The following is a 23,380-nucleotide window of genomic DNA, read 5'->3' as shown; positions in this document are numbered from 1 at the left end:
ATGGCGAACGCCGATACTTCATCAGGCGACCGGGACGAGGCGCCCTTGCAGGACGTGGAGCCGAACTCGGATGCGGCGGCCTCTGACTCCGCGTTCAAGCACCTCACGTCACGGCTGCGCGAAGGACGCGACGTGCTGGGCCGCACGATTGACAGGGCTGAACGCGCCCGGCTCGATGCCCGCGAGCAGCAGCTGCACTATGAGGACTCGCAGACCGCCGACGCGGCGGGGGCGGAAGGTGACGTTTCGCCCGCGGTTCCCCGCTCCCCGCTCAGTTCCCTGCCCTCGTGGCTGGTTCGCGGCGGAATATCGGCCTGGCTGCTGCTAGGTCTGCTAATCGTCATCAGCCTGGTCTTCTTCGCGACTTCGCGGGTGATCCCGGTGTTTGTGGGCGTATTCATGGCGCTGGTGCTCACCTCGATCCTGCAGCCGTTGGTGAACCTGTTCGCCCGGGTCATGCCCCGTTACCCCGCTACCTTCCTCGGTCTGCTCAGCGCCCTGGCGCTGGTGGTGGGATTGGTGACCTACGTGGTTACCTCGGTGACCAGTCAGTGGAACACCCTCGCCTCACAGTTCTCCGACGGCGTCGACACCATCGTCGACTTCATCGTCAACGGTCCACTGCCGCTGGACCTGACCCAGCAGGAGCTCACGGGGCAGTTGCAGCAGCTAGTCAGGCAGGGACAGGACTACCTGATGAGCAATGCCCCCACATTGGCTACGGAGGTGCTGTCAAACGCGGGCACCGTGGTGAATATCTTCGCCGTGCTGGCCCTGGCAGTGTTCACCACGATCTTCTTCCTGGCCTCCGGCGGACGCATGTGGCGGTGGTTCCTCAACGAGCTGCCGGCCAGTATGCGCGAGGATGTCCACCACGCCGCAGGCGCCGGCTGGTACACCTTCGCCGGCTATGCGCGCGGCACCGTGCTGGTGGCCCTCACCGACGGGATCATGTGTGGAATCTTCCTCCAGATCGTCAGTGTGCCGCTGGCCGCGCCCCTGGCGGTCCTGGTCTTCATCGGCGCCTTCATCCCGATCATCGGCGCCCCGGCGGCGATGATTATCGCCATGGTGGTGGCTCTGGCCTCGAAGGGCTTCATCACCATGATCGTGGTGGGCCTGGGGGTGGCTGGAATCGGCCAGATCGAGGGGCATATCCTTCAACCGCTGATCATGGGGCGGCAGGTTTCGCTGCACCCGGTGGTGGTAATCATCGCCGTGGCCGTGGGCACATACTCGGCGGGCCTGCTGGGTGCGATCGTGGCAGTTCCGCTGGTGAGCGTGGCCTGGTCCGTCTATTCCGAGCTGCACACCAAGGACGCGCCGGTGGTAGGTGAGCTGCCGGCCTATTCCGGGGACAAGGGCTGAGCGATGCGCCGGGCGCCCAGCGGGCGCTCGGCGCATCAGCACCAGTCACGGCTGCCCGGTGTGGTGACCCCGTGCAGGGGCGTGAGTTGTTCGGCTACCAGGGCGGTGACGCCATCACCGGACTCGACCATTCCCCGCACCACTAGTGCCGCGGCTCGACGGCCGACGTCGCGGTAGCGGCGCCACATGCCCGCGGGACAGATCACGTTGAGCAGTCCGGTCTCGTCCTCAAGATTGAGGAAGATCGTGCCCGCAGACGTGTTCGGTCGCTGCCGGTGGGTGACGATCCCGGCTACCCGCACCCTGCGCTCCGGTTCATGGCGCAGGACCTCGTTGACGGTGAGCACGCCGGCTGCAGCCAGCCGGCCGCGGTGGAAAACGAGGGGTGAGGCCTGGGTGGATACCCCGGTCAGGCGTAGATCGGCGTCCTGAAGCTCCCGCCGGGTCATGGCGGGCAGCTGCGGGGCGCGTGCGCCGACTGCAGTGCCGGGCAGTGGCGGCTGGTACCAGGCGGATCGGCTGTGGCCAGGGCTGGCGGGATGAGCATGACGCCGCCCATGCTCCTGCGCCAGAGCACCTGCGGCCCACAGTGCCTCACGGCGGTCAATGCCAAGGGAATTCAGCGCCCCGGAGGCGGCAAGCGCTTCCAAGCGGGAGCGGCTCAAGTGCACGCGGCGGGCAAGATCGGCGATATTGGTGTAGGGGCCATTCAGGGTGCGCTCGGCGACTATGGCTGCGGCGGCGTCGCCCAGTCCTTTTATGGGGCTGAGTCCTAGCCTTACGGCGAGCTCGGGGTGCACGTCCAGGGGGCTGAGCGCGCTGGACTCTGCCTGCACGGGAGCGGAGCCGGCATGGGTCTCCACGCCGGCCTGCTCCCGGGAGTAGTTGACGTCGGCGGGCAGCACGCGTACACCGTGTCGGCGCGCGTCGGCAACCAGGGTCTGCGGGGACCAGAATCCCATTGGCTGGGCGGCGAGGACGCCGGCGTAGAAGTCCTCGGGCTTACGCACCTTGAGCCAGGCGGAGGCGTAGACGAGGTAGGCGAAGGAGAAGGCGTGGGACTCGGGAAACCCGAAGTCGGCGAAGCCACGGAGCTTGTCGAAAATGACCTCCGCGGTCGCGGGATCGATGTCCCGCTCCACCATGCCGCGCACCAGGCGCTCATGCAGGGCCTCCATGCGCTCTACGGAGCGCTTGGCCCCCATCGCCTGCCGCAGGGCATCGGCCTCGGCCGGGCTGAAGCCGGCGGCGTCGACGGCGATTTGCATAAGCTGCTCCTGGAACAGTGGGATGCCCAGAGTCTTAGCCAGGGCGGGCTTGAGAGAGTCGTGCAGGTAGGTGACCTCCTCACGCTTCAGGCGACGGCGGATATACGGGTTGACGGCGTCGCCCTGGATGGGGCCGGGGCGGATGAGGGCGACCTCGACGACGATGTCGTAGAACTCGCGCGGGCGCAGGCGGGGCAGGGTGGCCATCTGGGCGCGGGACTCGACTTGGAATACGCCCACCGTATCGGCAGCGCCAAGCAGCCGGTATACGGCCGGATCCTCCTCGGGGAGCGTGTGCAGTCCCCAGGGTCGGCCCGTCTGCGCGGGGCGGAGCTTTCCGCCGGGGACGAGGTCGGGCACCGTCTCACCGCGCTCGGCAAGGCTGGTGAAGGCCAGGCGCAGTGCGGTCAGCTCGCCCAGTCCCAGCAGGTCGAATTTGACCAGTCCCGCAGCGGCGCAGTCGTCCTTGTCCCACTGCAGGACGGTGCGTCCCTCCAGCGCCGCCCACCGCACGGGGCAGACCTCGGTGACCGGCCGGTCGGCCAGTACCATGCCGCCGGAGTGGATGCCCAGGTGCCGGGGCAGACGCAGCAGGTGCCCGGCGACGTCAAGGACCTGCTGCGGGGGCGCGTCTGCCGCGGAGTCATCCTCGGCATGGATCGTGCTGCGGTGGTGGGACATCCGGGAGGCCCAGGCGTCTTGCAGCCCGGCGGGATGCCCCAGGGCGCGGGCGGCGTCACGGATGGCGGAGCGGGGCCGGTAGGAGATGACGTTGGCTACCTGGGCGGCGTATTCACGCCCGTAGCGGTCGTAAACATGCTGGATGACCTCCTCGCGGCGGCAGGCCTCAATGTCCAGGTCTATATCCGGGTAGCCGCTCCGGCCCGGGGAGAGAAAGCGCTCAAAGAGCATGTGGTGGCGCACGGCGTCCACTGCGGTGATGCCCAGGGCGTAGCAGACGGCGGAGTTAGCGGCGCTTCCCCGCCCCTGGCAAAGGATGCCGGCGTTTTCGCAGAAGTCGACGATGGCGCGGACAATGAGGAAGTACCCGGGGAAGCCCAAGGACTCGATGACGTCTAGCTCATGGGCGAGTACTCCCCAGGCCTCGGGGTCCTGCGCCTCGGTGCCGTAGCGGGCCAGGGCACCGCGGCGGGTCAGCTCACGCAGCCAGGTGGCGGGCGTGTGCCCTGGGGGGACCTCCGGTTCGGGCAGTCCGGGAGCGACTAGGTTGAGGTCGAAGGCCAGTTCCTGGGCGATCTCGGCGGCGGTATCGACGGCGTGCGGAGCACGACGGTGCAACCGTGCCATGTCCTGTGGGCTGCGCAGCCAGCGGCCGAGGGCGGGCAGGTGCCCGCGGGCACCCTCCAGGTCCGTGCGCAGGCGAGTAGCCGTCAGAACATCCGCAAGGCGAGAATCGGACGGACGGGCACAGCGCACGGCGCCGGTGGCGATGAGCGGGAGGCGGTACCTGGCGGCCAGCTCGGTGAGCGCGGCGGTGAGTGCGGCATCAGTGGGGCCCGCGCTCAGCGAGATCTCAACTGCGACTGCATCACGGCCGAATAGTTCGACCAGGCGTCCGAGGACGGCGTCGGCAGACCCTAGGTCCCAGCTGTCCGGACGCTGCGGATCGCCAAGCGCATGACGGAGGGGACCGTTTTGGGTGCCGGTAAGAACCAGGCAGGCGGAGGTACCGGTTCCTGCGGCCGTACCTACCTGCAGGGCGGCGGCGAGGTCGGGCAGCTGGTAGGCGGGGGCTACCCGGCGGCCTGCGGCGAGGTTGTGGCGGGAGATGGCTGCACACAGGCGGTGGTAGCCGCGCGGGATACGCGCGAGGAGTGGCAGGTGGGTGCCGTCGGCCAGGGTGAGCTCAGTGCCGTAGATGGTGGGGGTGCCGTGAATACGACCGGCCTGGGCATGGCGGACGATGCCGGGCATACCGTCATGATCGGTCAGGGCGATGGCTTCGAGGCCGAGCTCGGCGGCGGCTCCGACGAGGTCCTCGGGCTCATTGGCGCCGTCCAGGAAGGAGTAGGCGGAGTGGGCGTGCAGCTCGGCGTAGTGGTGGGTCCCGGCAGCGGTGCTAGAGCCTTTAGTGCCTGCGGTGGCGGCGAGTGCCGCAGTGACCTCGGGCATTTGCAGGAGTCCGCCGGAAGCTCCGTCGCTGCTTGGGGAATTGAGAGTCATGGAAGTACTCCTCATGGATGTCATCGGAAGAGTGGTCAGGGCTGGCGCCGCCAACGACTAGAACCCAGCGTTGCCAGCAGTCGGGGCCCTGCGCCGCCCCTCCGGGGTGTGGCTTAGAAGGGCGGAATTTGATCAAGTAGTGGAGCCAGCCCCAGCTCGTGGAGGGCATGGGGAAAGGGCTTGGTTTCAAAGGCACCGGTGGGGTGACCGGGACGAGGCCCACGGCTGACTATTTCGGGGGGTCGCGAGGGCCGAGCGGGGCTGGCCGCATCAGTGGCAGGCGCCGCGTCAGTGGCAGGCGCCGCGGCCGTGGCAGCAGCGAAGCCGTCGGCAGGGTCGTTCTGCTGTGCTTGTGCAGCCAGGTCCAGGCCGTGCTCAAGCCGACTCACCACCGCACCGTCAACTGCGTCGGCCAGGTGCTGGGGTACTCGCTGGGCGGGCATGGCCAGTTGGCGTGGCCCGATGCGGCGAGGTAGGAGGGTGATGGTGCCGTCGGGAGTACGGCGATAGCGGGCCCCGGTGGGTGTAGTCCAGATCAGCGCCGCATCGCCTTCATCCGTGTGCTGGCGGGTGAGAGTCCAGCCAGGAGCGTGCTTGAGGCGGTGGTGGGCCTGGCACAGGGCGGCGAGGTTGTCCAGGCTGGTCGCACCGCCGGCAGCCCAGGGAACGACATGATCAATGTCGCAGCGGGCAGCGGGGGTGGCGCAGCCGGGGAAGACGCATTCCTGGTCACGGGCTTGCACCAGGTCGCGTAGGCCGACTGGGGGTCGGTAGTGAGTGCGCCCCACGTCCAGTACCGCCCCGGACAGTGGGTCGGTGACCAGCCTGCGCCAGGTGCCGCCGGCCGCTAGCGCCCTGGCTGTGGCGGCGGGTACCGCCATGCGGCCGGCGCCGACCACAACCTCTGCCGACTCAGATACCCCGGACACGCCTGAGCCGGGCAGAGTCCCGGTGCTTCTACCGGACAGAGCGCTCCCGCCGCCAGTTGCGGGCAGACTGCTGCCAACGGCAGTTTCAGGATCAGCCTTCCCGCCGCCCGCGGTCACCTCTCTTCTACCTGAAGCGGGCAGGCTGCTCCTGCTGTCAGCGGGCGGACTTTCCCCGCCGCCGTCGGGCAGGATCAGGTTCAACGGCACGGTGACGTCAACATTGATGGTGATTCCAGGTGGCGGAAACACGGGGCGCAGGCCGGAGGGCGTCCACCAGGGGCGGGATGGCTCTACCAGGCTGCTTAGCGCCCCCAGTAGGCCCGGCAAGGGCACCCCATCCGGCAGCAGACCCGCGGCCCCCTGCTCGACCCCGCCAAGGGCAGGATCACTCCCGCCGACGGCGGCGGTGAGGAGCGCAGGAACCGCGGCACCCGCTACGGTCGGCGTCTGCGGATCGCCATGGGCGTCATCACCAGTGCCGTCGCCGCAGGTGCAGCTGTGTTTGGCGCCATAGCCGTTGGCACCGTTGACGTCTACGCCGACGTCACCGCTGGTGGAGGTGCCGGCGTTGCTGGTGTTTGCGGTTCGGCAGGCCAGGTTCTGGCTGCCCTGCAAGGTACGCAGGGTCATGCCGGTGATGGCATCGGCCCGCAACTGGGACAGTGTGCGACGGTCACCGCCGGCCCGCGCGCTGGCAGCGATTGCGTCCAGGGTGGCGTCCAGCAGCAGCGCGTCCAGGCTCGGCAGTAGCAGACGCATCTCGTGGGTGCCCTCACCAGCCGGGCGGGGACGGGTCACCCGCCGTCCCGCCTCATCCCGCCTGCGCCTACCACTGATGCCCTTGGGGTCGAGAGAGGCCAGGGCCTGATCAATGTCCCGCCCCAGCTGAGAGCAGGTGCGGCGTGGAGCGCGGGCCAGCACCCGTTCCTGCACTGCTGCCGCCGTGTCAGGGCTGACGCCCTGTAGACGGCGGATGATCAGGGCAGTCTTAGAAGTGTCCAGCATGCCGGCCCGGTGCAAGGCCTCCGTGGCCGCGAACTCGGGTTGCAGCATGGCCTGGCCACGATCCAGGAGTAAGCCCGCACTGCTGCGAGTGGTGCCTAGCCGGGCGGAGATTTCCCCGCTGGCGGTGAACCTCCGCTCATCCTCAGTGACCGGGCACTCAAGTTCTCCTCCTGGCCCCCAGGGTGGGATGCCTCGGTTCATCTCCGCCGTCCGGGTCAGGCAGGCGGCGGCCACGCCCTCCGCCCAGGCCGCCCATGCACCCAGCCGGTGGCAGGCCCCCACCAGCTCGCTGAGCACCTGGCCACCCAGACATGCGAGCGCATCAGCCCCGTGCCCTGTCCCCAGTCCATACCCAGCCGCCCGGCCGCCTCGGCCAGCGTCCGCTCGGCCGGGCTAGTGACCGCAGCCAGCACAGCGTCGGTATCAGGAATGCTCAAAACCTCATTGGCGTCCGCCGCGCCATCGGCATCATCAGTGGTGGCGCCCGGATGGGCAGGCACTAGCAGCACCGACAGCAGACCCTCAATCAGATCTGCCAGGTCAGCGCCCGCCGGCACCCCCGACAGGCGCTCAACCAGGCCCTCCGCCTCGCTATCCACCCGCAGTCCCGCCGGGTGACGCGGTTGCGGACCTGGCAGGGGCCCGGGCAGCTTCTTAGCGACAGCAGGCGGTGTCACCCGCCCCACCCGGGCACGCCGGGCGGGCCGGCTCTCAACACCCCTACCTTCGAACATATGTACACAGTAGCGCGGGGGTCCGACACGAATTCGACCCCCATAGCCACCAACGTGCCCACGCTTGCGAGATGCGCATCACATTTCTCGCGCATCTCCCATCACCCAGCAAGCCGCCTCAAGCGGCCCCGCAGCGGTTCGGCCCTCCCCGGCGCCACGCGGACGCCCTCCGACTCAGGCCACCGACACCCCAGCGATGGCAAGCACCGCCAGAATCCAGGAGGTCATCGAGCCGATGAGGAACTCCTCCGCCTTGCGACCGTCCTGATCCTTGTTGATCTCGGGAAAGCGGATCACGCCCTTGGCGGCGATGACCGCTGCGACCGCGGCCTGTGCGCCGGCCGCCGCGAGCAAGAGGATGAGGATGCGCTCAAGCGGTCCGATCCAACGGCCACCACGCATCGCCACCACCAGCGGCGACAGCGCGCCCGCGGACGCATTGGAGCCACGTGCAAGACTGAGGACGGCCGACACCAGCCCATTCGCCGGCGCCCCCAGGAGAATGACCACACCCACTACGGCGCATGCCCGTGCCGTCGGCGTACCAACGGGGGCAGTCAGCACGGCACAGGCCCCACAGCCGACGGCAAGCACGATGAGCGCCGCCGCTTCGCCCCGCTCGGTTGATACAAGCATTTCCCATACGCTCCACCCCACCGGGACGGCTATGGCGAGCGCGACCCCGGCGGCCGTGAGCCCCAGCGGCCCCGGGCGAGGATGACTCCGACAACGACGATCGCCCCGGTCCCGACGGCGATCGCTACGGCTCGCCGCCCCGGGCGTCCCTCGCCGACGATTCGCCGCGCCAGGACCGGCAGGGTGCTGGCGAGCCCGGTAAGCAGCAGCACGAGCGCGGTCATTGCTGCACCGCCGGCGGCATTTGTCCCGTACGCGCCACGCCGACAGGGTCGATCAGAGTGACGAGCAGGGTGTCGAGCAGGGTTTGGGCCTCGATGAGGGCGGCCCCCGGCCCGCGGGAGAAGTCGGAGACGGCCTGCTGGCTGACCTTCTCCGACCGAGCCACCTCGACCTGAGTCGCGCCCGCCAGGAGCGCCATGGTCATGCGCCGCTGCCGTGGTCGCAGGCGGTAGACGGCCTGGTCACGCAGCAGGAGCAATGCATTGACAACCGCCTCGCCTTCCTGGGCGCCCCCCGGGACGACAGCGTCCTGCGCCACCCGCATCCAGGTATGGCAGAACTCGCGGCCCGAGTCCTGCACGGCGTGCGCCTGCTCGATGGCCTCACGCGCCGCCCACCAGGCGGTGCCGTCCTGAATACTGGCTTCAGCGTCAGCACCGCCGGCGTCGGAGGAGACCGTCTCCACCCATCCGGCACCGATGCCGAACCGCAGGGCCAGCCCCTCGGGCAAGTGCAGTTGAACACGCAGGGTGAGCGTCAGGGCAGCTGGCAACGAGGCGGCGACGGCCTGGAACTCGTCACCGACGGTGGCGACGGGCGGCTGCGGCAGCGCCAGCCCCGCGGCCGCCCGCGTGAGCACGTCTACGAAGGTAGCCTGCGCGGCGCGGCGATCGGTCAGCCGCCTGGACCCGACGATATCGGCGATGATGGCGTAAGAGACATCCACGCCTCCACGGTATCGCTTGTATTTCCCCCATTACAAGGATCTTCTCGGAGGCTCAGCACAAGCCGGCAGCTCTGGGCGCCGACTGCGCACCGCCGCCCGAACGCCCTGCCCGGATACTCACACCCCCGGCAGCACGCCGCCGACCTCCAGGTAGCACTTGCCGCATAGTGGCTCATAGGTGACGTCAACGCCATCAATCGCCACCTGATCGCCGTCGAACACGAACTCATCCCCCGCCTTGCGGGCATTGAAGATGGCCTTGCGCCCGCAGCGGCAGATGGTCTTGAGCTCCTCCAGGGAGTGGGCGATCTCCAGCAGGCGCCGCGATCCGGGGAAGCTCAGGGTGCGGAAGTCGGTACGGATCCCGTACGCCAGTACGGGGACGTCGTCGATGAGCACCACCTCCATGAGCTGGTCTACCTGTGCCGGGGTGAGGAACTGCGCCTCATCGACCAGCACGCAGTCAACCGCCTCAAGCGCACTGACCCGCAGGTCGGAGGCACGCTCACCCAGAGCTGCACGCCGTACAAGGGCGCGCACGTCATCGGAGCTGGTGACGAGCAAGTCCACACGGCGGGTCATCCCCAGGCGGGATACCACAGTGTCATCTCCCTTGGTATCTATGGCGGCCTTGACGAGGAGCACCCGCTGCCCACGCTCCTCATAGTTGTAGGCGGTCTGCAGCAGCCCCGTGGTCTTGCCGGAGTTCATGGCGCCATAGCGGAAGTAGAGCTTGGCCATACGTGCACCCAGGTCCTCTCCCGGAGCGGTGCGAGCCCTCTCCGCGGCTTCTCTCCCCCGCCCGCGTACACGGGGCGGCCCGCCCCGATGCTACCGGGCCGCATCCGCCCCAGCTCATCCCCGTCATCAATGCGCAGCACCACAGCTGCTGCCAAGGGTGGGCTTATAGGGTCTCGTTCCATGCAGCAGACCATCGCCGTCCCACAGCGGGACCTGCGGCCGCGGCTCGCCCTCCTGGCGACGGCGGCGATCACCGTATTCGTGTGGCTTGCGGTAAGCACGGAATTCGGGTACTCACTGGCCGCCTACGATCCCCTGGTCACCGCATGGGCGGTGAGCCTGCGGCACGGACTCGTCACCGCGGCGGCGTGGGCACTGACGTACCTGGGAGGCACGCTCGGGCTGACGGTACTGACGACGGTCACCTGTACGGTTCTCCTGTTACGCGGTCTACGGCGCCACGCCCTGGTACTGGCCGGGGCCATGATCGGCTCCTCCCTGCTCACGGTGCTGCTGAAGGCCGCCTTCGCGCGTTCGCGCCCACATCCCTCCCTGCTGCTGGGCGAGCCCGCGTCGTCCTGGTCCTTCCCCTCCGGTCACGCATTCAACACCGGGGTCTTCGCGGGAGTCCTGGCTGGTTTCGTGCTGTTCTCCACAACGGCACCGGCCCGTAAGGCAGCAGCGACGGCGACGGCCTGCGCAGTCATTGTGCTGGTGGGCCTGTCACGCATCTACCTCGCCTATCACTGGTTTACCGACGTGCTCGCCGGCTGGAGCATCGCCCTGGCGTGGCTGTGCGTGGTCGGCGTCGTCGTCCTCACCACTACTAGACGATGCGCCCGCGGCCTCCCGGCCGGAGGCGGTCCGCGAGCGCCCACAGCTGTCCCCGGACGCTCTCAGGAGTAGATGCCGTCAACCCACCAGCGGCCCGAGCGGGCAAGCAGCAGGGGCGGCCCGGCATCGGTGACGACCTGCAGGTAGGCGCGCCGCGACGCGCCCTCGGGACGCCACCAGTGCTCATCAACCGGCCAGGGCCCAGCCCACAGCAGGACCCGCCTCCGCGTCGGCCAGTCCTCCGCTCTACCGTCCCAGCCCGCGCCCCACCGCGACGGCGCACTCCCCGCAGTGGAGGGCTCCAGCCGCACGCCGGCCGGCGGAGCGGTCAGCTGCCCCTGGCGGTCTACGCCGACCTCCCGCCCATCGGCATCGAGGAGAAGGGCGGGCAGCGGCTCGGGGGAACCAGGGCGGGCGCCGGAGAAGGCAGGGCGCCGTCCCAGGGGGCGGAGCCCGGGACCTCCTCGAGGCTCTCACCCCAGCCGATGAGGGCGACCCGGGAGCGCGGGTCACGCCCGGGACGAGACACGGGAATGCGGACAGAACCTGCACCGAGAAGGGACTCGACGCGCCCGGCGGCACGATGTGCCCGGCGCTCGGCCTGTTCCCCGCTAGCGCTCCACAGTCCGGCCTGGGCGGAGCCTGCCGGGGCCAGCTCGAGGGCGACCAGGCGCAGGTGCGTCAGGGGTGCCGCGGGAGGGCGTCCGGAGCGGCCCGCCAGCCACCCTTCCAGTTGCCAGCGCACCCGGTCGGTCAGCTCGGCGGGTGAGGGAGTTGCGCCCAGTAGCCACGAGCGCCCCAGTTCCGCCCCGTCCTCGCACCGTGCCTCCACGCGGAGGCGTTCGGCCGACATCCCCAGGCGGATCAGGCGCTCCGATAGCTGCTCAGCGAGGGTGCGCGCGGCCCAGGCCGCGGTATCGGTACGCGCAATGGGAGGGTCCAGCCGCGCCTCGGCGGAGACATCGGCTGCGGGGCGGGTGGCGCGCGGCAGGGGCTCCCACTTTCCGCAGGCGAGTCTGTGCAGGCGCTCCCCCTCGGATCCGAAGCGGGCGGCGACGTCGCGGCGGGGCAGCGCGGCAAGGTCACCCAGGCGGTGCAGGCCGAGGCGGCCGAAGTCCTCGAGAAGTGGGCCTGCCCGCTGGCGCTCCGGTTCGGTGACCAGGGCGTGCAGCAGGCTCTCCAGCGGCCAGGGGGCAAGGAATTCAGGTCCGGTCCCGGGCGGGACGATAATGCCTTGCCGGGCGGCCAGGATGGCGCCGAGGAGGGAGTCGGCCACCCCGACTTGGCACTCGACTCCCGGTCCGGCTGCTACCGCCTCGACGAGGGCGGCGGCCAGCGGCTCCTCCCCGCCCGCCCACCGGGCCGGGCCGACGACCGTGGACAGCGCCAGCCCGGGACGGGCGACAAGCGGCTCGGCGAGGAGCTCGGAAAGAGCTTCCATAACGGCTTCAAAGGCCCGTGCCTCCCGTTCAGGCTGTGGCGGTAAGACGATGAGCCCGGGGCACAGGGAGCGGGCAAGACGCAGCCGCATGCCGCGGGTGACTCCGGCGGAACGGGCGGACGCGGAGGCGGCTATGACACCGCGTCCGCCCACTACGGCAACGGGGGTCAGGGCGGGATCGGGCACCTCTGGTCGTTCGCCCCTGTCCAGGGTGAGGGCGACGACGGGCCAGTCGGGCACCCATACGGCGATCAGCCGTGGCGCGCGCGGCTCTCCGGCAAGGTCCATGCCTCCTCCTCTCGAGGGTCCTGTGGCGTGACCGGATCTACGACAACCAGGCGCGGTCGTACTGCCGGCGCAACCGGTACGGGGGCCTGAGGCCGCGCGGGTACGGGCGCCAGCTGCACGCCGGTGTCATCCAGTACTAGGCGGGCCCGGCCGGGACGCCGCCGGTCATGCAGGTTCCAGGCCAGTTGCCGCAGGTAGCCGCCGCGCATCTCCTGCGGCTGCGGGTCCTGCAAGTGGTCGTGCAAGTGGTTGTGCAATGGCACCAGAACACCGGTATGAGGCGGCTCCCGGGAGGCCGGTGGAGACGGTTGCCTCGCGGTGAGCCCAGCGGGCAGGCCGGTGTCGTAGTCATCCGGCTCGGCCTCCAGGAAGCGGGCCCCCTCCCAGGCGAAGGGAGTGAGGATCAGGCAGCCGCGCTCGCGAGCCCGGGCCAGGAGGGTGCGGCGGTCACCAGCCAGCAGGCGGGATGCTGCGGCGGCAGAGACCAGAAGGACGGCGACGCCGTCCAGCAGGGCCCCGAGGGCTGCCGTAAGCAGATTGGGGGGCAGGTCCGCAGCGGGTACGGCTAGTACCCGGGAAAGATCCAGGCCGGCCTCGGCCGCGGCACACCAGCCCAGTCCCTCGCAGCCGACTACACCGCACCAGTCGCTCCTGCCTTGCTGGAGTGCGGCCAGGGCGAGCAGCGCCCCGGTGGATCCGGTCAGGGTCACCACCCCGGCGGCATCGGCGCCTACTGACAGGAGTGACTCCGGCGTCGGCTCCCCCGCCTGCGCGAGGGAGGCCGATGCCGCGAGCGCGGTGGCACCGGCTATTGGCGCCCCCCGCTCGGCGTCGGCCAGCACTCGGGTGATCCGCCTGGCCGCTTGATCGTGCAGGCCCGCACGGGACTCGGCGCGAGTCAGGGCCTCCCGGGCCGCGGCGAGGCGGTCCGCGCGCGAGGTGCTTCCCGACTCATAGGCGCCCCGACGGCTGTACCCCATGACTTCTCCTCCCAACAGGACATCTATCGAACACCTGTTCGATGTGTTGTTGCAAGCGTAACTCCGGTCGCCGACACGAATCCTCCTCGGTCCGCGTCTACAGTGGTGGGCATCACCCCGGCCGACAGGCCGGCCCCGACTCCGCCCGCCTAAGGAGGACGCCATGACCGCTGATCTGACCCGCCCGCGCCCACCGTTCCCCTATGACTCGCTTCCCGCGCTCCCCTCATTCACGCTGGCCTCCACTGATCTAGTGGAGGGTGAGCGCATGCCCGACTGCTTCACGGCAGTGCACGAGAACATCTCCCCCGAGCTGCACTGGTCGGGGTTCCCAGCCGCGACCCGCTCCTTCGTGGTCTCCTGCTTCGACCCTGACGCCCCCTCTCCGGCCGGATGGTGGCACTGGACGGTGCAGGACCTGGACGTGTCGGTCACCTCCCTGCCCCAGGGCGTGGGCGAATCCGACCTCCAGCTGGATGGTGCGGCCTTCCATGCCGCCAACGACTCGGGCACGCATGCCTGGTCCGGCCCCTATCCGCCGGCGGGCGACGGCGACCACCGCTATATCTTCGCCGTACATGCGTTGGACGTGGACACCCTGGGCCTGGATGACGACGCCTCGGCGACAACCGTGGCCGCCCAGTGCTCCACCCACGCCATTGCCCGGGCCCTGCTTACCGTCACCTACTCCCAGCCGGGCGAGCCCGGTGCCGCCCCGTTCCTCCAGGAGTCGCGGTAGCACTCCGCGCCTGCTCGCACCGGCCGCCGGGACTGCGTGGCCATCCTGGAGGACACCTCACACGGTGCTGCCGGGAAAGCCGAGACTGCGCCAGGCCTCGTACAGGCCCACGGCGGCTGAGTTGGCCAGGTTGAGCGAGCGGCTGCCGGGAAGCATGGGGATGCGGGCCCGCCCAGTGACGCGCGGGTGGTTCATGATCGGCTCGGGCAGGCCGGTGGGTTCGGGGCCGAAGAGCAGGGCGTCATCCTGGCGCCAGGCGATGTCGGTGTAGAGCGTGGTGGTGTGGGCGGTGAAGGCGAAGATGCGTCCGGGGACCTGCTCCAGGCACTCCTCCCAGGTGGCGTGTACGCGCGTGCGGGCCAGGTCGTGATAGTCGAGCCCGGCGCGGCGCAGCTTGGCGTTGTCCATGTCGAACAGGGGATCCACCAGGTGCAGCATGGCCCCGGTATTAGCGCTCAGCCGGATAGCGGCACCGGAGTTGCCCGGGATGCGGGGCTCGAAGAAGACGACGTGAAGCACGCGGGCCATACTGCCACCGATACTGTCACCGATACTGCCATCGATACTGCCACCGCCCCGTCGGCTTTCAGCGCCGACAGGGCGGTGAAAGCCGGGTCAGCCCAGCGAGTCGAGGACGATGTTGAGCCCCTCCCCCATGGTCGGGTGAGAGATGGGGGCGTCGCGCAGCTGCTGCCAGGGCATGCCGGCGAGCATGGCCACCTGGACGGCGGTGATGACCTCCCCGGCGCTCTCACCGATGATCGCGGCACCGAGGATCAGGTCGGTGTCGGCGTCGATGATCAGCTTGTAGAAGCCGGAGGTGGTGCCCAGGGTCTTGGCACGGGGCACCGCCGCGGTGGGGGTCTTGGCGACGCGCACGTTGTGCCCGGCCGCCCGGGCCTGGGCCTCGGTGAGGCCGACGTGCCCGAGCTCGGGGGTGGCGAACACGCTCCAGGGGATTACCCGGCCGGCGGTCGACGCCTCGCGGCCGTCCAGCAATTCCCGCAGCACGCGGAAGTCATTCCAGGAGGCGTGCGTGAACATGGGGGTGCCGGCCACGTCCCCGGCGGCGTAGACGCCGTCGGCGGTGGTGCGCAAGTGGTCGTCCACCCGCACGAAGCCGCGCTCGGTCAGCTCCACCCCGGCCGTCTCCAGGCCCAGGCCGGCCGTAACCGGGGTCCGTCCCAGGGCAACGAGCAGGTGCGAACCGGTCGCCTCGCGCCCGTCCTCGGTACGCACCACCACGGGGCCGGAGCGGGCGGAGGAGCGCACCGCACTCACGCGGGCGCCGGTGAGGACCTCCACACCGAGGGCCTCTAGCCCGGCGGTGACCTCGGCGGCGACGTCGGCGTCCTCCCGGTTCAGCACGTGCTCGCCGGAGTGGAGCAGGGTTACGGGCACGCCCAGCATGCCCATCAGGGAGGCCATCTCCACGCCGATGACTCCACCTCCGAGGATCAGCAGGTGCCCGGGCAGCTCGGGCAGGCTGAGCAGGTCCTCGCTGGTCCAGTAGGGGGCGTCGGCCAGGCCCGGGATATCGGGGACGGCCGGGGTGGTGCCGGTGTTGATCAGGACGCGCCGGCCCCGCACCCGGCGCACGGTGCCGTCGGCGGTGGCGATCTCCACGGTGCGTGGGGCCACAAAACGCGCGGTGCCGCGCACGAAGTCCATCCCGGAGTCGGCGAACATGGTCTCGTGGGCCGCCACCATGCCACCCACGACGCCCTCCTTGCGCGCCCGCAGCGCGGCGAGGTCGATGTGGGCGCGGGTCAGCAGGGCGGTGTCATCACGGGAGCTGGAGTCGTCGGCGCCTAGCTCGGGCAGGGCCACGCCGTAGGCGGCCGCTCCCTGCACCTGGTGCAGGACGCGGGCGGAGGTGATGAGGGTCTTGGTAGGGATGCAGGCGACGTTGATGCAGGTGCCGCCGACCTTGTCGCGCTCGACCATGACGACGTCGTCGCCCTTGCGGGCGCGCAGCATGGCCAGTGATTTGCCCGCCTTGCCTCCGCCGACGACGAGCAGGTCTACCTCTTGAACCTGCCCAGATGCGGTGACGATGGTGTTGGTGCCGCCCATTTACTTCACCTCGGTCTTCCCGTGGCCGGCCCCACGCCCTCTCGGGCCTCCGGTCCGCGGCGGTGTTCGTGAGGCGCACGCGCCTCGCTCGGTTGCTGTCGCAGGTGGCAACGCCGTGCATGGCACGCTTCATTCCCGCTGTTGCTCACCACCATGGATCGACGCCGCCGTAGACTCCCTGTGGAGTTCTCCTCTGGCGAGGACTCCTCCCACCGCCCAGAACTGAGAGGTTGTGCCGTATGACCGAGCTGCGTGAGCCCGCCGATGTTTTCGCCGAGACGCTCGGCTGGCAGTCCGCCCTGGAGCGCACGGACCTGCTCGCCCAGCCCGTGGCAGCGGCGTTGCAGGCCCTCGCCGCCACCGATGCGGGTCGGGACCTGGCGGGTGCTGCGAAGGTGGTTGAGATCGACCCCGCCCTGTCCGACACGGATACGCTCAACGCGGAGTACTCGCTCAACCCCGAGGCCACCGGCAACTGCGTACTGGTGGCGGGCAAACGCTCCGGGGAAAGACGCTTGGCTGCCTGCGTGGTGCGGGCGACCGACTTCGCCGACGTCAACCACCTGGTCAAGCAGCTCATCGACGTGCGCAAGGCCTCCTTCCTGCCCATGGAGCAGGCCGTGGAGATGAGCGGCATGGCCTACGGCGGCATCACCCCGGTCGGTCTGCCCGCCGACTGGCGGCTGCTGCTCGACGCACAGGTGGCCGCGCGCGACACGATGCTCATCGGCTCCGGCGTGCGCCACTCCAAGCTGCTGGTGCCCGGGGCACTGCTGGCGGCCCTGCCCGGCGCCGAGGTGATAGAGAACCTGGGCATCACCCCCGCTTGATCGCGTCGGCGCCCAGCCAAGTCGCCTACGCATAAGAGCCCAGCCACTTGCAAGAACGCCAAAGCGCAAATGAACGGGCTCCTCGTGTTTGAGGGCTGGCGGGTTGATGGGGTGATGGGTGGCGGTTCGTCGGGTGGTTGTGTGCGGGTCCGGGTTGTGCGATGCGGGGTGCATGGCGGTGGTGCGCGGCGAAGCACGGAGGCGCGGTGTTTCCGGGCGGCGGGTTCATGTGTTCGGGGCGGTGGTTCGCGGGTTGACCGGGAGGTTCGTCATCTGGCCCCGACGCTTGGGCGTCTCCCACAGCGGTGTGTCAGGTATCCCCGCGAACCGTTGCCGTTCACGGCGGGTCGTCGCTGCTGCGGGTCAGACGCAATACGCGGACCGTCCGCCCGGGAGAGCCCCCGCAACGGCGTACGTGCGTCAGGCGCCGGCCCTAGCACATCCCGCGCCCGTCGGAAGCGTCCTCGCTGCCGGCGGGCGGCCGTCGACGACGCGGGATCATCTGCAACGCCACTTCCTGGTTTGCAACGCCACTTCGGGGTTAACAACGCCTGTTAACGGCCTGCTGAAGGGCTGGGAGGTATACAGCAGGCCGTTAAGTAGCGTTGTTAACGTCCAGCCGGCGCAGCAGGCACCTCACCCCGGCGCGACCACCACGCACCCTCGAACCGGAAGAGCCGGTAAAGGTAGAAGTGGCGCAGCAGAGGCCGAGGCGGCCAACCCGACGCCGTCTCCGGCGCCCACCGGGGCCTCCAGTGATCCCCCGGGCCCACAGCCTCCCCCGCGTTTCCTCACTCGGACCGTCTGGGAGACCGTCTGGGAGCGCATTTAAGGCGGCCCAACCGCACGATGACGGTCCAACTGGGGCAACGGATAGTGCGTAGACGATGCCGGTCGGTCCCTCAATGACCCGTGCATGCCCCGCAACGGCATACGCACCAGGACACCGGCCCGACGACGACCTCAATTCAGCCAAGACGTCCTCATCAGCCCCGAACCCTCCCGAACGTGGCGGGCGCGGGGCTGACGAGGTCGTGTTCGGCAGGTCGACACCCGCCGAGCACGACCTCGTCAACCCGAACACGACCACCACACAACAACCCGAGCCCTTGTCCCCACACCCACAAACACGAAGAACCCCATAATCGACGACGATCGGTTCAGGGCCACGGGAGTTCAACCGGGCTCGCATTACTCCGCTTGGTTCGGCGGTGGTACTGCGGCGCCGCAGTCCCACCACCGAACCAGATTGCCGTCAGCTCATCTCCGGGACCATCTCGATGGCGCCGCAGGGGCACTCCTCCACGCAGATGCCGCAGCCCTTGCAGTAGTCGTAGTTGAAGGCGTAGCGCTTGCCGGGCTCCAGCTTGATGACGGCATTGTCCGGGCACACCCCGAAGCAGTTGTCGCACTCGAAGCAGTTGCCGCAGCTCATGCAGCGCCGCGCCTCGAACAGGGCGTCGTCCGCGTCCAGTCCCTGGACCACCTCGTCGAAGGTCTGGGAGCGGCGGGCCCCCTCCAGGCGCTCGCGCACCTGCTGAGGCGCGTCGGAGTAGTACCAGGAGTTGATGGCGCCGATGTCGGCGAGCCGGTGGCGCTCCGGGTGCTGGTAGACCTCACCGCGCAGGTAGGCGTCGATGGCGCGGGCGGCCTGCTTGCCATGCCCGATGCCCACCGTGACGGTGCGCTGGGAGGGCACCATGTCACCGCCGGCGAACAGTCCCGGGTGACCGGTCATGAACTGCTCATCGACCTGCACCACGCCGTCCTCAATGGTCAGTCCCTCCACTCCGTCGACCAGGCCCAGGTCGGACTCCTGTCCCAGGGCGAGGACCAGGGAGTCGGCGGCCAGGTCCTCGAACTGACCGGTGGGCTGGGGGAAGCCGGTCTCGTCCAGCTCCATCTTCTCGATGCGCAGCTGGCCGGCGTCGGCGTGCTGGACGGTGGACAGCCACCGCATCTGGATGCCCTCCTCCAGGGCCTCCACCACTTCGGAGTCGTGGGCTGGCATGCGGTCGCGGGTGCGCCGATAGACGATGATCGCCTCCTCGGCGCCCAAGCGCTTGGCGGTGCGGGCGGCGTCGAGAGCCGTGTTGCCGCCGCCGTAGACCACCACGCGCCGCCCCAGCATGAGCTGGTCGGCGGCGTCGGCGCCGGCCTCCCGGTCATCCTCCACATCCCTGAGCAGGGTTACGGCGTCGAGGATGCGGGCGGCTTCACCCGCCGGGATGTAGGTGCGCCGCCCGACCTGGGCGCCGATGGCCAGGAACACGGCGTCGAACTCGCCGGAGTCCAGCTCGGAGGAGATGTTGTCCACCTTGCTGTCCAGGATGAAGCGGACCCCCATGCCCTCGATGCGGGTGATCTCGGCGTCGAGCACGTCGCGGGGCAGGCGGTAGGCGGGGATGCCGTACCGCATCATCCCGCCCGCCTTGGGAGCAGCGTCACGGACCGTGACGGCGTGGCCGCGGCGGCGCAGCTGGTAGGCGGCGCTGAGCCCGGCCGGGCCGGCCCCGACCACCAGCACGTGCTTACCGGTATCCGGCGCGCACGGGTCGGGCTGCCAGCCCCGGCGCAGCGCCTCGTCACCCAGGAAGCGCTCGACGGCGTTAATGCCGACGGCCTCGTCCACCTTGCCGCGGTTGCAGGCGGTCTGGCAGGGGTGGTAGCACACGCGGCCCATGACGGCGGGCAGCGGGTTGTCCCGCATGAGCGTGCGCCAGGCCCGCTCGTAGGAGCCGTCCTCGGCGTCGTAGAGCCATTTCTGAATGTTCTCCCCCGCCGGGCAGGCGTCGTTGCAGGGTGGGAGGAAGTCACGGTAGACCGGGCGTTCCACCCTCCAGGCGCCGGTCTTATTCGCCAGGGAGGAGGCGGTGTCCAGGGTGATGGCGAAGGGACGGACCTTCCCGGTGCCGCCCCCGGCGGGAGCGGCTTCAGGAGTCGAAATGGTAGTCATGTCAGTCCTCCTTGGGGGCGTCGTTGAGGTCGGCGCGGGCCCCCAGGGTGGAAGTGGCGCCGGTGGCCTCGTCGTTCAGGACGGGGACCGCTTCGGGATGCCCCAGCAGGCCGTAGCGACGAATGTTGCGGTCGGCGAGGGCCTGGAGACGGCCGATCGTCTGCTCGTCCCTGGTGGGGCGGAACAGGTGTGCGAAGCGGCGCTGGAGCACCAGGTAGTCCTCCACCGGCACCTGGCGGCGGATGGGACTGACCCCGGTGACCTCGCCGTACTCGGCCTCGAAGACGGGGAAGAGCCCCGACTCCACGGCCAGCCGGGCGATGCGCACGGTGTGGGAGGACTTCGCGCCCCAGCCCAGGGGGCATGGCACCAGCACGTGGATGTAGCGCGGGCCGTGCATGCCCATGGCGTGAGTGACCTTGCGTTCCAGATCGTGCAGGTCCGCGACGGTGGCGGTGGCCACGTAGGGGATCTCATGCGCCATGGCGATGCGGGGCACGTCCTTGCCCTGGCCGAACACGTTGCCCGGGGCGTCTCCCACCGCCTGCGTGGTGGCAGTCCGGGCCGCCGGCGGGGTCGCGCCCGAGCGCTGGACCCCGGTGTTCATGTAGGCCTCGTTGTCGTAGCAGACGTACAGGACGTCGTCGCCGCGCTCGAACATGCCGGAAAGGCAGCCGAAGCCGATGTCGACGGTGCCGCCGTCGCCGCCCTGGGCCACCACCCGGATGTCGTCGCGCCCCTTGGCTCTCAGCCCCGCGGCCACGCCGGTGGCCACGGCAGGCGCGTTGCCGAACAGGGAGTGCAGCCAGGGCAGGCGCCAGGCGGACTCCGGGTACGGCGAGGAGAAGACCTCCAGGCAGCCGGTGGCGTTGACTGTGACCAGGCTGCCTCCGGCCTGCTCGGCCGCCGCCGTGGCGGCGTCGAGCACGTAACGGGCGCCCAGCGCCTCCCCGCAGCCCTGGCAGGCGCGATGCCCGGAGGTGAGCGTGTTGTTCCGCTCCCGGCTGGACTGGAGGGAACGGACCTCCGGCAGGAGCCGGTTGCCGACGGCGAAGGAGCCGACCTGGTAGAAACGTGTCCGTCCGCCTGACTGCTGCGGTGCAGCGGTGGGAGTGGTCGACGTCGTCGTCATGATGCTGCTCCTTCCGTACGGGGACCGACGGCCGCCAGGTGGGCGGCGACGGTGGCCTCATCCAGGTCCAGGAACTCCAGTGGGGCGAGCTCGCCACGATCGGCGCGGCGCAGTACCTCCACCAGGGAGGCCGAGGTGATGTCGCGCCCTCCCAGGCCCGCGGCGACCGTGGTCAGGGCGACTTCGCCGGCACGATCCCACAGGACGCGGCGCAGGTCGTCCTCAACGACGCCACCGCGCCCCAGGGAGAAGGCGCGCTCCAGGCTCACCACCCGCTTGGCCCCGGCCAGCGCGCGCGCCATGGCGGCCTCGGGGAAGGGCCGGTAGGAGGTCAGCGCCACCAGGCCCACCGGTACGCCGTCGTCCCGCAGGGTGTCGACGGCGTCCTTGAGCGTGCCGGTCACCGAACCCAGAGCAACTACCACGGTTTCAGCCCCCTCGGTGCGATAGGTGTGCAGGAGGCCGCCGGACTGCCTGCCGAAGGCCGCGGCGAACTCCCGGCCCACGCGTTCAACCACCTCGACGGCGGCCTGCTGCTTGCGGTGTGCCAGGTAGCGGACCTCGGTGAAGGCCTCGGGTCCCACCATGGCGCCGATGGTGACGGGGTCCTCCGGGTCGAGCGTCTGGACGGGTTGGAACGGGGGCAGGAAGGCGTCCACCTGCTCCTGCTCGGGCACGTCCACGCGCTCGACGGCGTGGGTGAGGACGAAACCGTCCATACAGACCATGACCGGCAGGCTCAGCTCCTCGGCGATGCGGAAGGCCTGGACGTGCAGGTCGGCGGCCTCCTGGTTGTCCGCGGCGAACAGCTGCAGCCAGCCGCTCTCGCGCTGACTCATGGTGTCGGACTGGTCGTTCCAGATGTTGATGGGACCACCGATGGCGCGGTTCGCCACGGTCATGACGATGGGCAGGCCCAGGCCGGAGGCGTTGTAAACCGCCTCCACCATGTACAACAGGCCCTGGGAGGCGGTGGCCGTGTAGGCGCGGGCGCCCACGGCGCTGGCGCCAATGGCTACGGACTGGGCGGCGAACTCGGACTCGACGTTGATGTACTCGCAGTCCAGCTCCCCCACCTTGACCAGACGCGAGAGCTCCTCAACGATGTGCGTCTGCGGCGAGATGGGATAGGCGCACACCACGTCCGGGCGGCAGGCGGCCACGGCGGCCGCCACCGCCTTTGATCCCTCGATTTCACGCAGCACCGGCGTCCTCCTCCTGATCTTGGGCAGTCCGGTCCTGGAGCTCGGTGGGCCTGCCGACCAGCTTGTCCGCGACGATCGCGTGTGCGGCCCGGGCAGCGGCGATGTTTCGCTCACCGACCTTTCCCGGGAAGCGGTCCGCAATGGCGGCGCACACGGCCTCGATGCCGAGCACATCGGTGATGGCGGTGAAGGCCCCGAGCAGGACGGCGTTGGGCAGGGGGCGTCCCAGGTGCTCCATGGCCAGATCCGTGGCCGGCACGGTCAAGCGGTGCTCCGCGGGGACGGCACCCACCATGGCCGGGTCCAGGTTAAAGGCCTCAAAGGGCTTGGCGGAGTTGATAAGCGCATACCCTCCCGGGCGCAGGCCGGCGAACACGTCGATGGCGCCCAGCAGGGTGGGGTCTTGGATGATTACGGCGTCCGGGGTGAGAACGGGTTCGTGAGTGCGGATCGGACGGGTGTCGATTCGGCAGTAGGAGACCACCGGGGCTCCCGTGCGCTCGGACCCGAAGGACGGGAAGGCCTGGGCGTATCGGTTCTCCTTGAAAGCGGCGTACGCGAGCAGGTCCGCCGCTGTCACCACCCCCTGGCCTCCGCGACCATGGATGCGGATCTGGAACATTGGGCCTCCTCGCCCGGTACCTGTCGGCGCCGTATTCACTCACCTGTCACTTTAGGACGCTAAGCCCGACTCGTGAGTGCGCTCACACGGCATATTCAGAGATACCGCACATTAGTCCTGACATTCCAAAACCAGCAGTTCGGCCTCACCGATCGACCGGTTGACCTGACCGCATGCCCATTGCAGGCGAGATCAGGCCAACCGGTCGAATCCGCGATTGCGTGCAGCTGGAGACGACGCACCAGAATCCACGCGACCCGCAGTCGGCTGACTGCGCGAATCACAATCCTGCAGGACGCGCCCAATAACCGCGTGACCGCGCCAAAAAGGCAACGTTTTAATCCCGTAATTGCCGGTGCGCAGCAAGACTTGACCTCCCGGCAAGGCGGTCTCCCTCGCGTGCGCCACAGTCACCGGCTACAGCGGCACGCTCACGGCTCGGGACTCTGGGCTCCCCCACGCG

Annotated in this window: 18 protein-coding genes and 1 pseudogene; 4 read left to right on the top strand and 15 right to left on the bottom strand. The window is 69.5% G+C overall.

Annotation, left to right across the window (positions count from 1 at the left end):
- Complete coding sequence (locus CWT12_RS05050) at positions 1–1,368, top strand: AI-2E family transporter (RefSeq protein WP_161923946.1); 1,368 nt, start codon at positions 1–3, stop codon at positions 1,366–1,368.
- 35 nt (positions 1,369–1,403) lie between these two features.
- On the opposite strand, the gene CWT12_RS05045 is transcribed toward CWT12_RS05050, so the two are convergent.
- From CWT12_RS05045 to CWT12_RS05015, 7 genes are all read right to left on the bottom strand, one after another.
- Positions 1,404–4,820 (bottom strand): error-prone DNA polymerase, encoded by a 3,417-nt coding sequence (locus CWT12_RS05045; RefSeq protein ID WP_237564318.1) that lies wholly within the window; start codon positions 4,818–4,820, stop codon positions 1,404–1,406.
- Positions 4,821–4,933: 113 nt separating this feature from the next.
- On the bottom strand, positions 4,934–6,955 hold the full coding sequence (locus tag CWT12_RS05040; RefSeq protein ID WP_237564376.1) for an HNH endonuclease signature motif containing protein: 2,022 nt from the start codon (positions 6,953–6,955) through the stop codon (positions 4,934–4,936).
- Positions 6,956–6,969: 14 nt separating this feature from the next.
- Positions 6,970–7,353, bottom strand: a complete 384-nt coding sequence (locus tag CWT12_RS05035; protein ID WP_161923944.1) for a hypothetical protein — start codon at positions 7,351–7,353, stop codon at positions 6,970–6,972.
- Between the two features lie 309 nt (positions 7,354–7,662).
- Positions 7,663–8,124 (bottom strand): hypothetical protein, encoded by a 462-nt coding sequence (locus CWT12_RS13405; RefSeq protein ID WP_202616281.1) that lies wholly within the window; start codon positions 8,122–8,124, stop codon positions 7,663–7,665.
- Between the two features lie 29 nt (positions 8,125–8,153).
- A complete protein-coding gene (locus tag CWT12_RS05025; RefSeq protein WP_161923943.1) occupies positions 8,154–8,348 on the bottom strand; it encodes a hypothetical protein in 195 nt (64 codons plus the stop codon).
- Complete coding sequence (locus CWT12_RS05020; RefSeq protein ID WP_161923942.1) at positions 8,345–9,073, bottom strand: SatD family protein; 729 nt, start codon at positions 9,071–9,073, stop codon at positions 8,345–8,347. Before CWT12_RS05020 ends, CWT12_RS05025 begins: the two co-directional genes overlap by 4 nt.
- Before the next feature lie 117 nt (positions 9,074–9,190).
- Positions 9,191–9,814: a thymidine kinase gene (locus CWT12_RS05015; protein ID WP_161923941.1), complete on the bottom strand. Its 624-nt coding sequence runs from the start codon at positions 9,812–9,814 to the stop codon at positions 9,191–9,193.
- Between the two features lie 180 nt (positions 9,815–9,994).
- On the opposite strand from CWT12_RS05015, the gene CWT12_RS05010 reads away from it, so the two are divergent.
- Complete coding sequence (locus CWT12_RS05010; RefSeq protein WP_161923940.1) at positions 9,995–10,720, top strand: phosphatase PAP2 family protein; 726 nt, start codon at positions 9,995–9,997, stop codon at positions 10,718–10,720.
- Here the strand turns inward: CWT12_RS05010 and CWT12_RS05005 are convergent.
- Together CWT12_RS05005 and CWT12_RS05000 are read right to left on the bottom strand one after the other, a co-directional pair.
- A pseudogene (locus CWT12_RS05005) lies at positions 10,711–12,377 on the bottom strand (Y-family DNA polymerase). The gene CWT12_RS05010 and the pseudogene CWT12_RS05005 sit on opposite strands and share 10 nt — an antisense overlap.
- Entirely contained in the window at positions 12,341–13,357 is a 1,017-nt protein-coding gene (locus tag CWT12_RS05000) for a hypothetical protein (protein WP_161923939.1), read from the bottom strand. The pseudogene CWT12_RS05005 and the gene CWT12_RS05000 overlap by 37 nt, the downstream one beginning before the upstream one ends.
- A gap of 163 nt (positions 13,358–13,520) precedes the next feature.
- On the opposite strand from CWT12_RS05000, the gene CWT12_RS04995 reads away from it, so the two are divergent.
- Positions 13,521–14,096: a YbhB/YbcL family Raf kinase inhibitor-like protein gene (locus CWT12_RS04995; RefSeq protein ID WP_161923938.1), complete on the top strand. Its 576-nt coding sequence runs from the start codon at positions 13,521–13,523 to the stop codon at positions 14,094–14,096.
- Between the two features lie 57 nt (positions 14,097–14,153).
- Here the strand turns inward: CWT12_RS04995 and CWT12_RS04990 are convergent, their stop codons facing one another.
- Positions 14,154–14,615 (bottom strand): tRNA (cytidine(34)-2'-O)-methyltransferase, encoded by a 462-nt coding sequence (locus tag CWT12_RS04990; protein WP_161923937.1) that lies wholly within the window; start codon positions 14,613–14,615, stop codon positions 14,154–14,156.
- Positions 14,616–14,711: 96 nt separating this feature from the next.
- Positions 14,712–16,172 carry a dihydrolipoyl dehydrogenase family protein gene (locus CWT12_RS04985; protein WP_161923936.1) on the bottom strand — a complete coding sequence of 487 codons (1,461 nt, stop codon included), beginning with the start codon at positions 16,170–16,172 and terminating at the stop codon, positions 14,712–14,714.
- A 239-nt stretch (positions 16,173–16,411) separates the two neighbouring features.
- On the opposite strand from CWT12_RS04985, the gene CWT12_RS04980 reads away from it, so the two are divergent.
- Complete coding sequence (locus CWT12_RS04980) at positions 16,412–17,002, top strand: YbaK/EbsC family protein (protein ID WP_161923935.1); 591 nt, start codon at positions 16,412–16,414, stop codon at positions 17,000–17,002.
- Positions 17,003–18,257: 1,255 nt separating this feature from the next.
- Here the strand turns inward: CWT12_RS04980 and CWT12_RS04975 are convergent.
- From CWT12_RS04975 to CWT12_RS04960, 4 genes are read right to left on the bottom strand one after another with little or no spacing between them, the layout of a single operon-like run.
- Positions 18,258–19,958 (bottom strand): NAD(P)-binding protein, encoded by a 1,701-nt coding sequence (locus tag CWT12_RS04975; protein WP_161923934.1) that lies wholly within the window; start codon positions 19,956–19,958, stop codon positions 18,258–18,260.
- 1 nt (position 19,959) lies between these two features.
- Positions 19,960–21,090 carry a thiamine pyrophosphate-dependent enzyme gene (locus tag CWT12_RS04970; RefSeq protein ID WP_161923933.1) on the bottom strand — a complete coding sequence of 377 codons (1,131 nt, stop codon included), beginning with the start codon at positions 21,088–21,090 and terminating at the stop codon, positions 19,960–19,962.
- A complete protein-coding gene (gene porA / locus CWT12_RS04965) occupies positions 21,087–22,295 on the bottom strand; it encodes a pyruvate ferredoxin oxidoreductase (RefSeq protein ID WP_161923932.1) in 1,209 nt (402 codons plus the stop codon). The genes CWT12_RS04970 and porA overlap by 4 nt, the downstream gene beginning before the upstream one ends.
- Positions 22,285–22,917, bottom strand: coding sequence for a 2-oxoacid:acceptor oxidoreductase family protein (locus CWT12_RS04960; RefSeq protein ID WP_161923931.1), 633 nt, complete (start codon positions 22,915–22,917; stop codon positions 22,285–22,287). Before CWT12_RS04960 ends, porA begins: the two co-directional genes overlap by 11 nt.
- Positions 22,918–23,380 lie beyond the last annotated feature (463 nt).

It is taken from the genome of Actinomyces sp. 432, assembly GCF_009930875.1.
Taxonomy (GTDB): domain Bacteria; phylum Actinomycetota; class Actinomycetes; order Actinomycetales; family Actinomycetaceae; genus Actinomyces.
The sequence above is the reverse complement of the archived record's forward strand: the minus strand, read 5'-3'. Positions and strand labels throughout refer to the sequence as shown.

What these genes read in the sequence shown, in the direction of transcription:
- CWT12_RS04995 (WP_161923938.1), top strand. Translation starts at nt 13,521, where the DNA reads ATGACCGCTGATCTGACCCGCCCGCGCCCACCGTTCCCCTATGACTCG.
- CWT12_RS04960 (WP_161923931.1), bottom strand. Translation starts at nt 22,917, where the DNA reads ATGTTCCAGATCCGCATCCATGGTCGCGGAGGCCAGGGGGTGGTGACA.
- CWT12_RS04980 (WP_161923935.1), top strand. Translation starts at nt 16,412, where the DNA reads ATGACCGAGCTGCGTGAGCCCGCCGATGTTTTCGCCGAGACGCTCGGC.
- CWT12_RS05050 (WP_161923946.1), top strand. Translation starts at nt 1, where the DNA reads ATGGCGAACGCCGATACTTCATCAGGCGACCGGGACGAGGCGCCCTTG.
- CWT12_RS05015 (WP_161923941.1), bottom strand. Translation starts at nt 9,814, where the DNA reads ATGGCCAAGCTCTACTTCCGCTATGGCGCCATGAACTCCGGCAAGACC.
- CWT12_RS05040 (WP_237564376.1), bottom strand. Translation starts at nt 6,955, where the DNA reads ATGAACCGAGGCATCCCACCCTGGGGGCCAGGAGGAGAACTTGAGTGC.
- CWT12_RS04975 (WP_161923934.1), bottom strand. Translation starts at nt 19,958, where the DNA reads ATGACTACCATTTCGACTCCTGAAGCCGCTCCCGCCGGGGGCGGCACC.
- CWT12_RS05025 (WP_161923943.1), bottom strand. Translation starts at nt 8,348, where the DNA reads ATGACCGCGCTCGTGCTGCTGCTTACCGGGCTCGCCAGCACCCTGCCG.
- CWT12_RS05000 (WP_161923939.1), bottom strand. Translation starts at nt 13,357, where the DNA reads ATGGGGTACAGCCGTCGGGGCGCCTATGAGTCGGGAAGCACCTCGCGC.
- CWT12_RS04985 (WP_161923936.1), bottom strand. Translation starts at nt 16,172, where the DNA reads ATGGGCGGCACCAACACCATCGTCACCGCATCTGGGCAGGTTCAAGAG.
- CWT12_RS04970 (WP_161923933.1), bottom strand. Translation starts at nt 21,090, where the DNA reads ATGACGACGACGTCGACCACTCCCACCGCTGCACCGCAGCAGTCAGGC.
- CWT12_RS05045 (WP_237564318.1), bottom strand. Translation starts at nt 4,820, where the DNA reads ATGACTCTCAATTCCCCAAGCAGCGACGGAGCTTCCGGCGGACTCCTG.
- CWT12_RS13405 (WP_202616281.1), bottom strand. Translation starts at nt 8,124, where the DNA reads ATGCTTGTATCAACCGAGCGGGGCGAAGCGGCGGCGCTCATCGTGCTT.
- CWT12_RS05010 (WP_161923940.1), top strand. Translation starts at nt 9,995, where the DNA reads ATGCAGCAGACCATCGCCGTCCCACAGCGGGACCTGCGGCCGCGGCTC.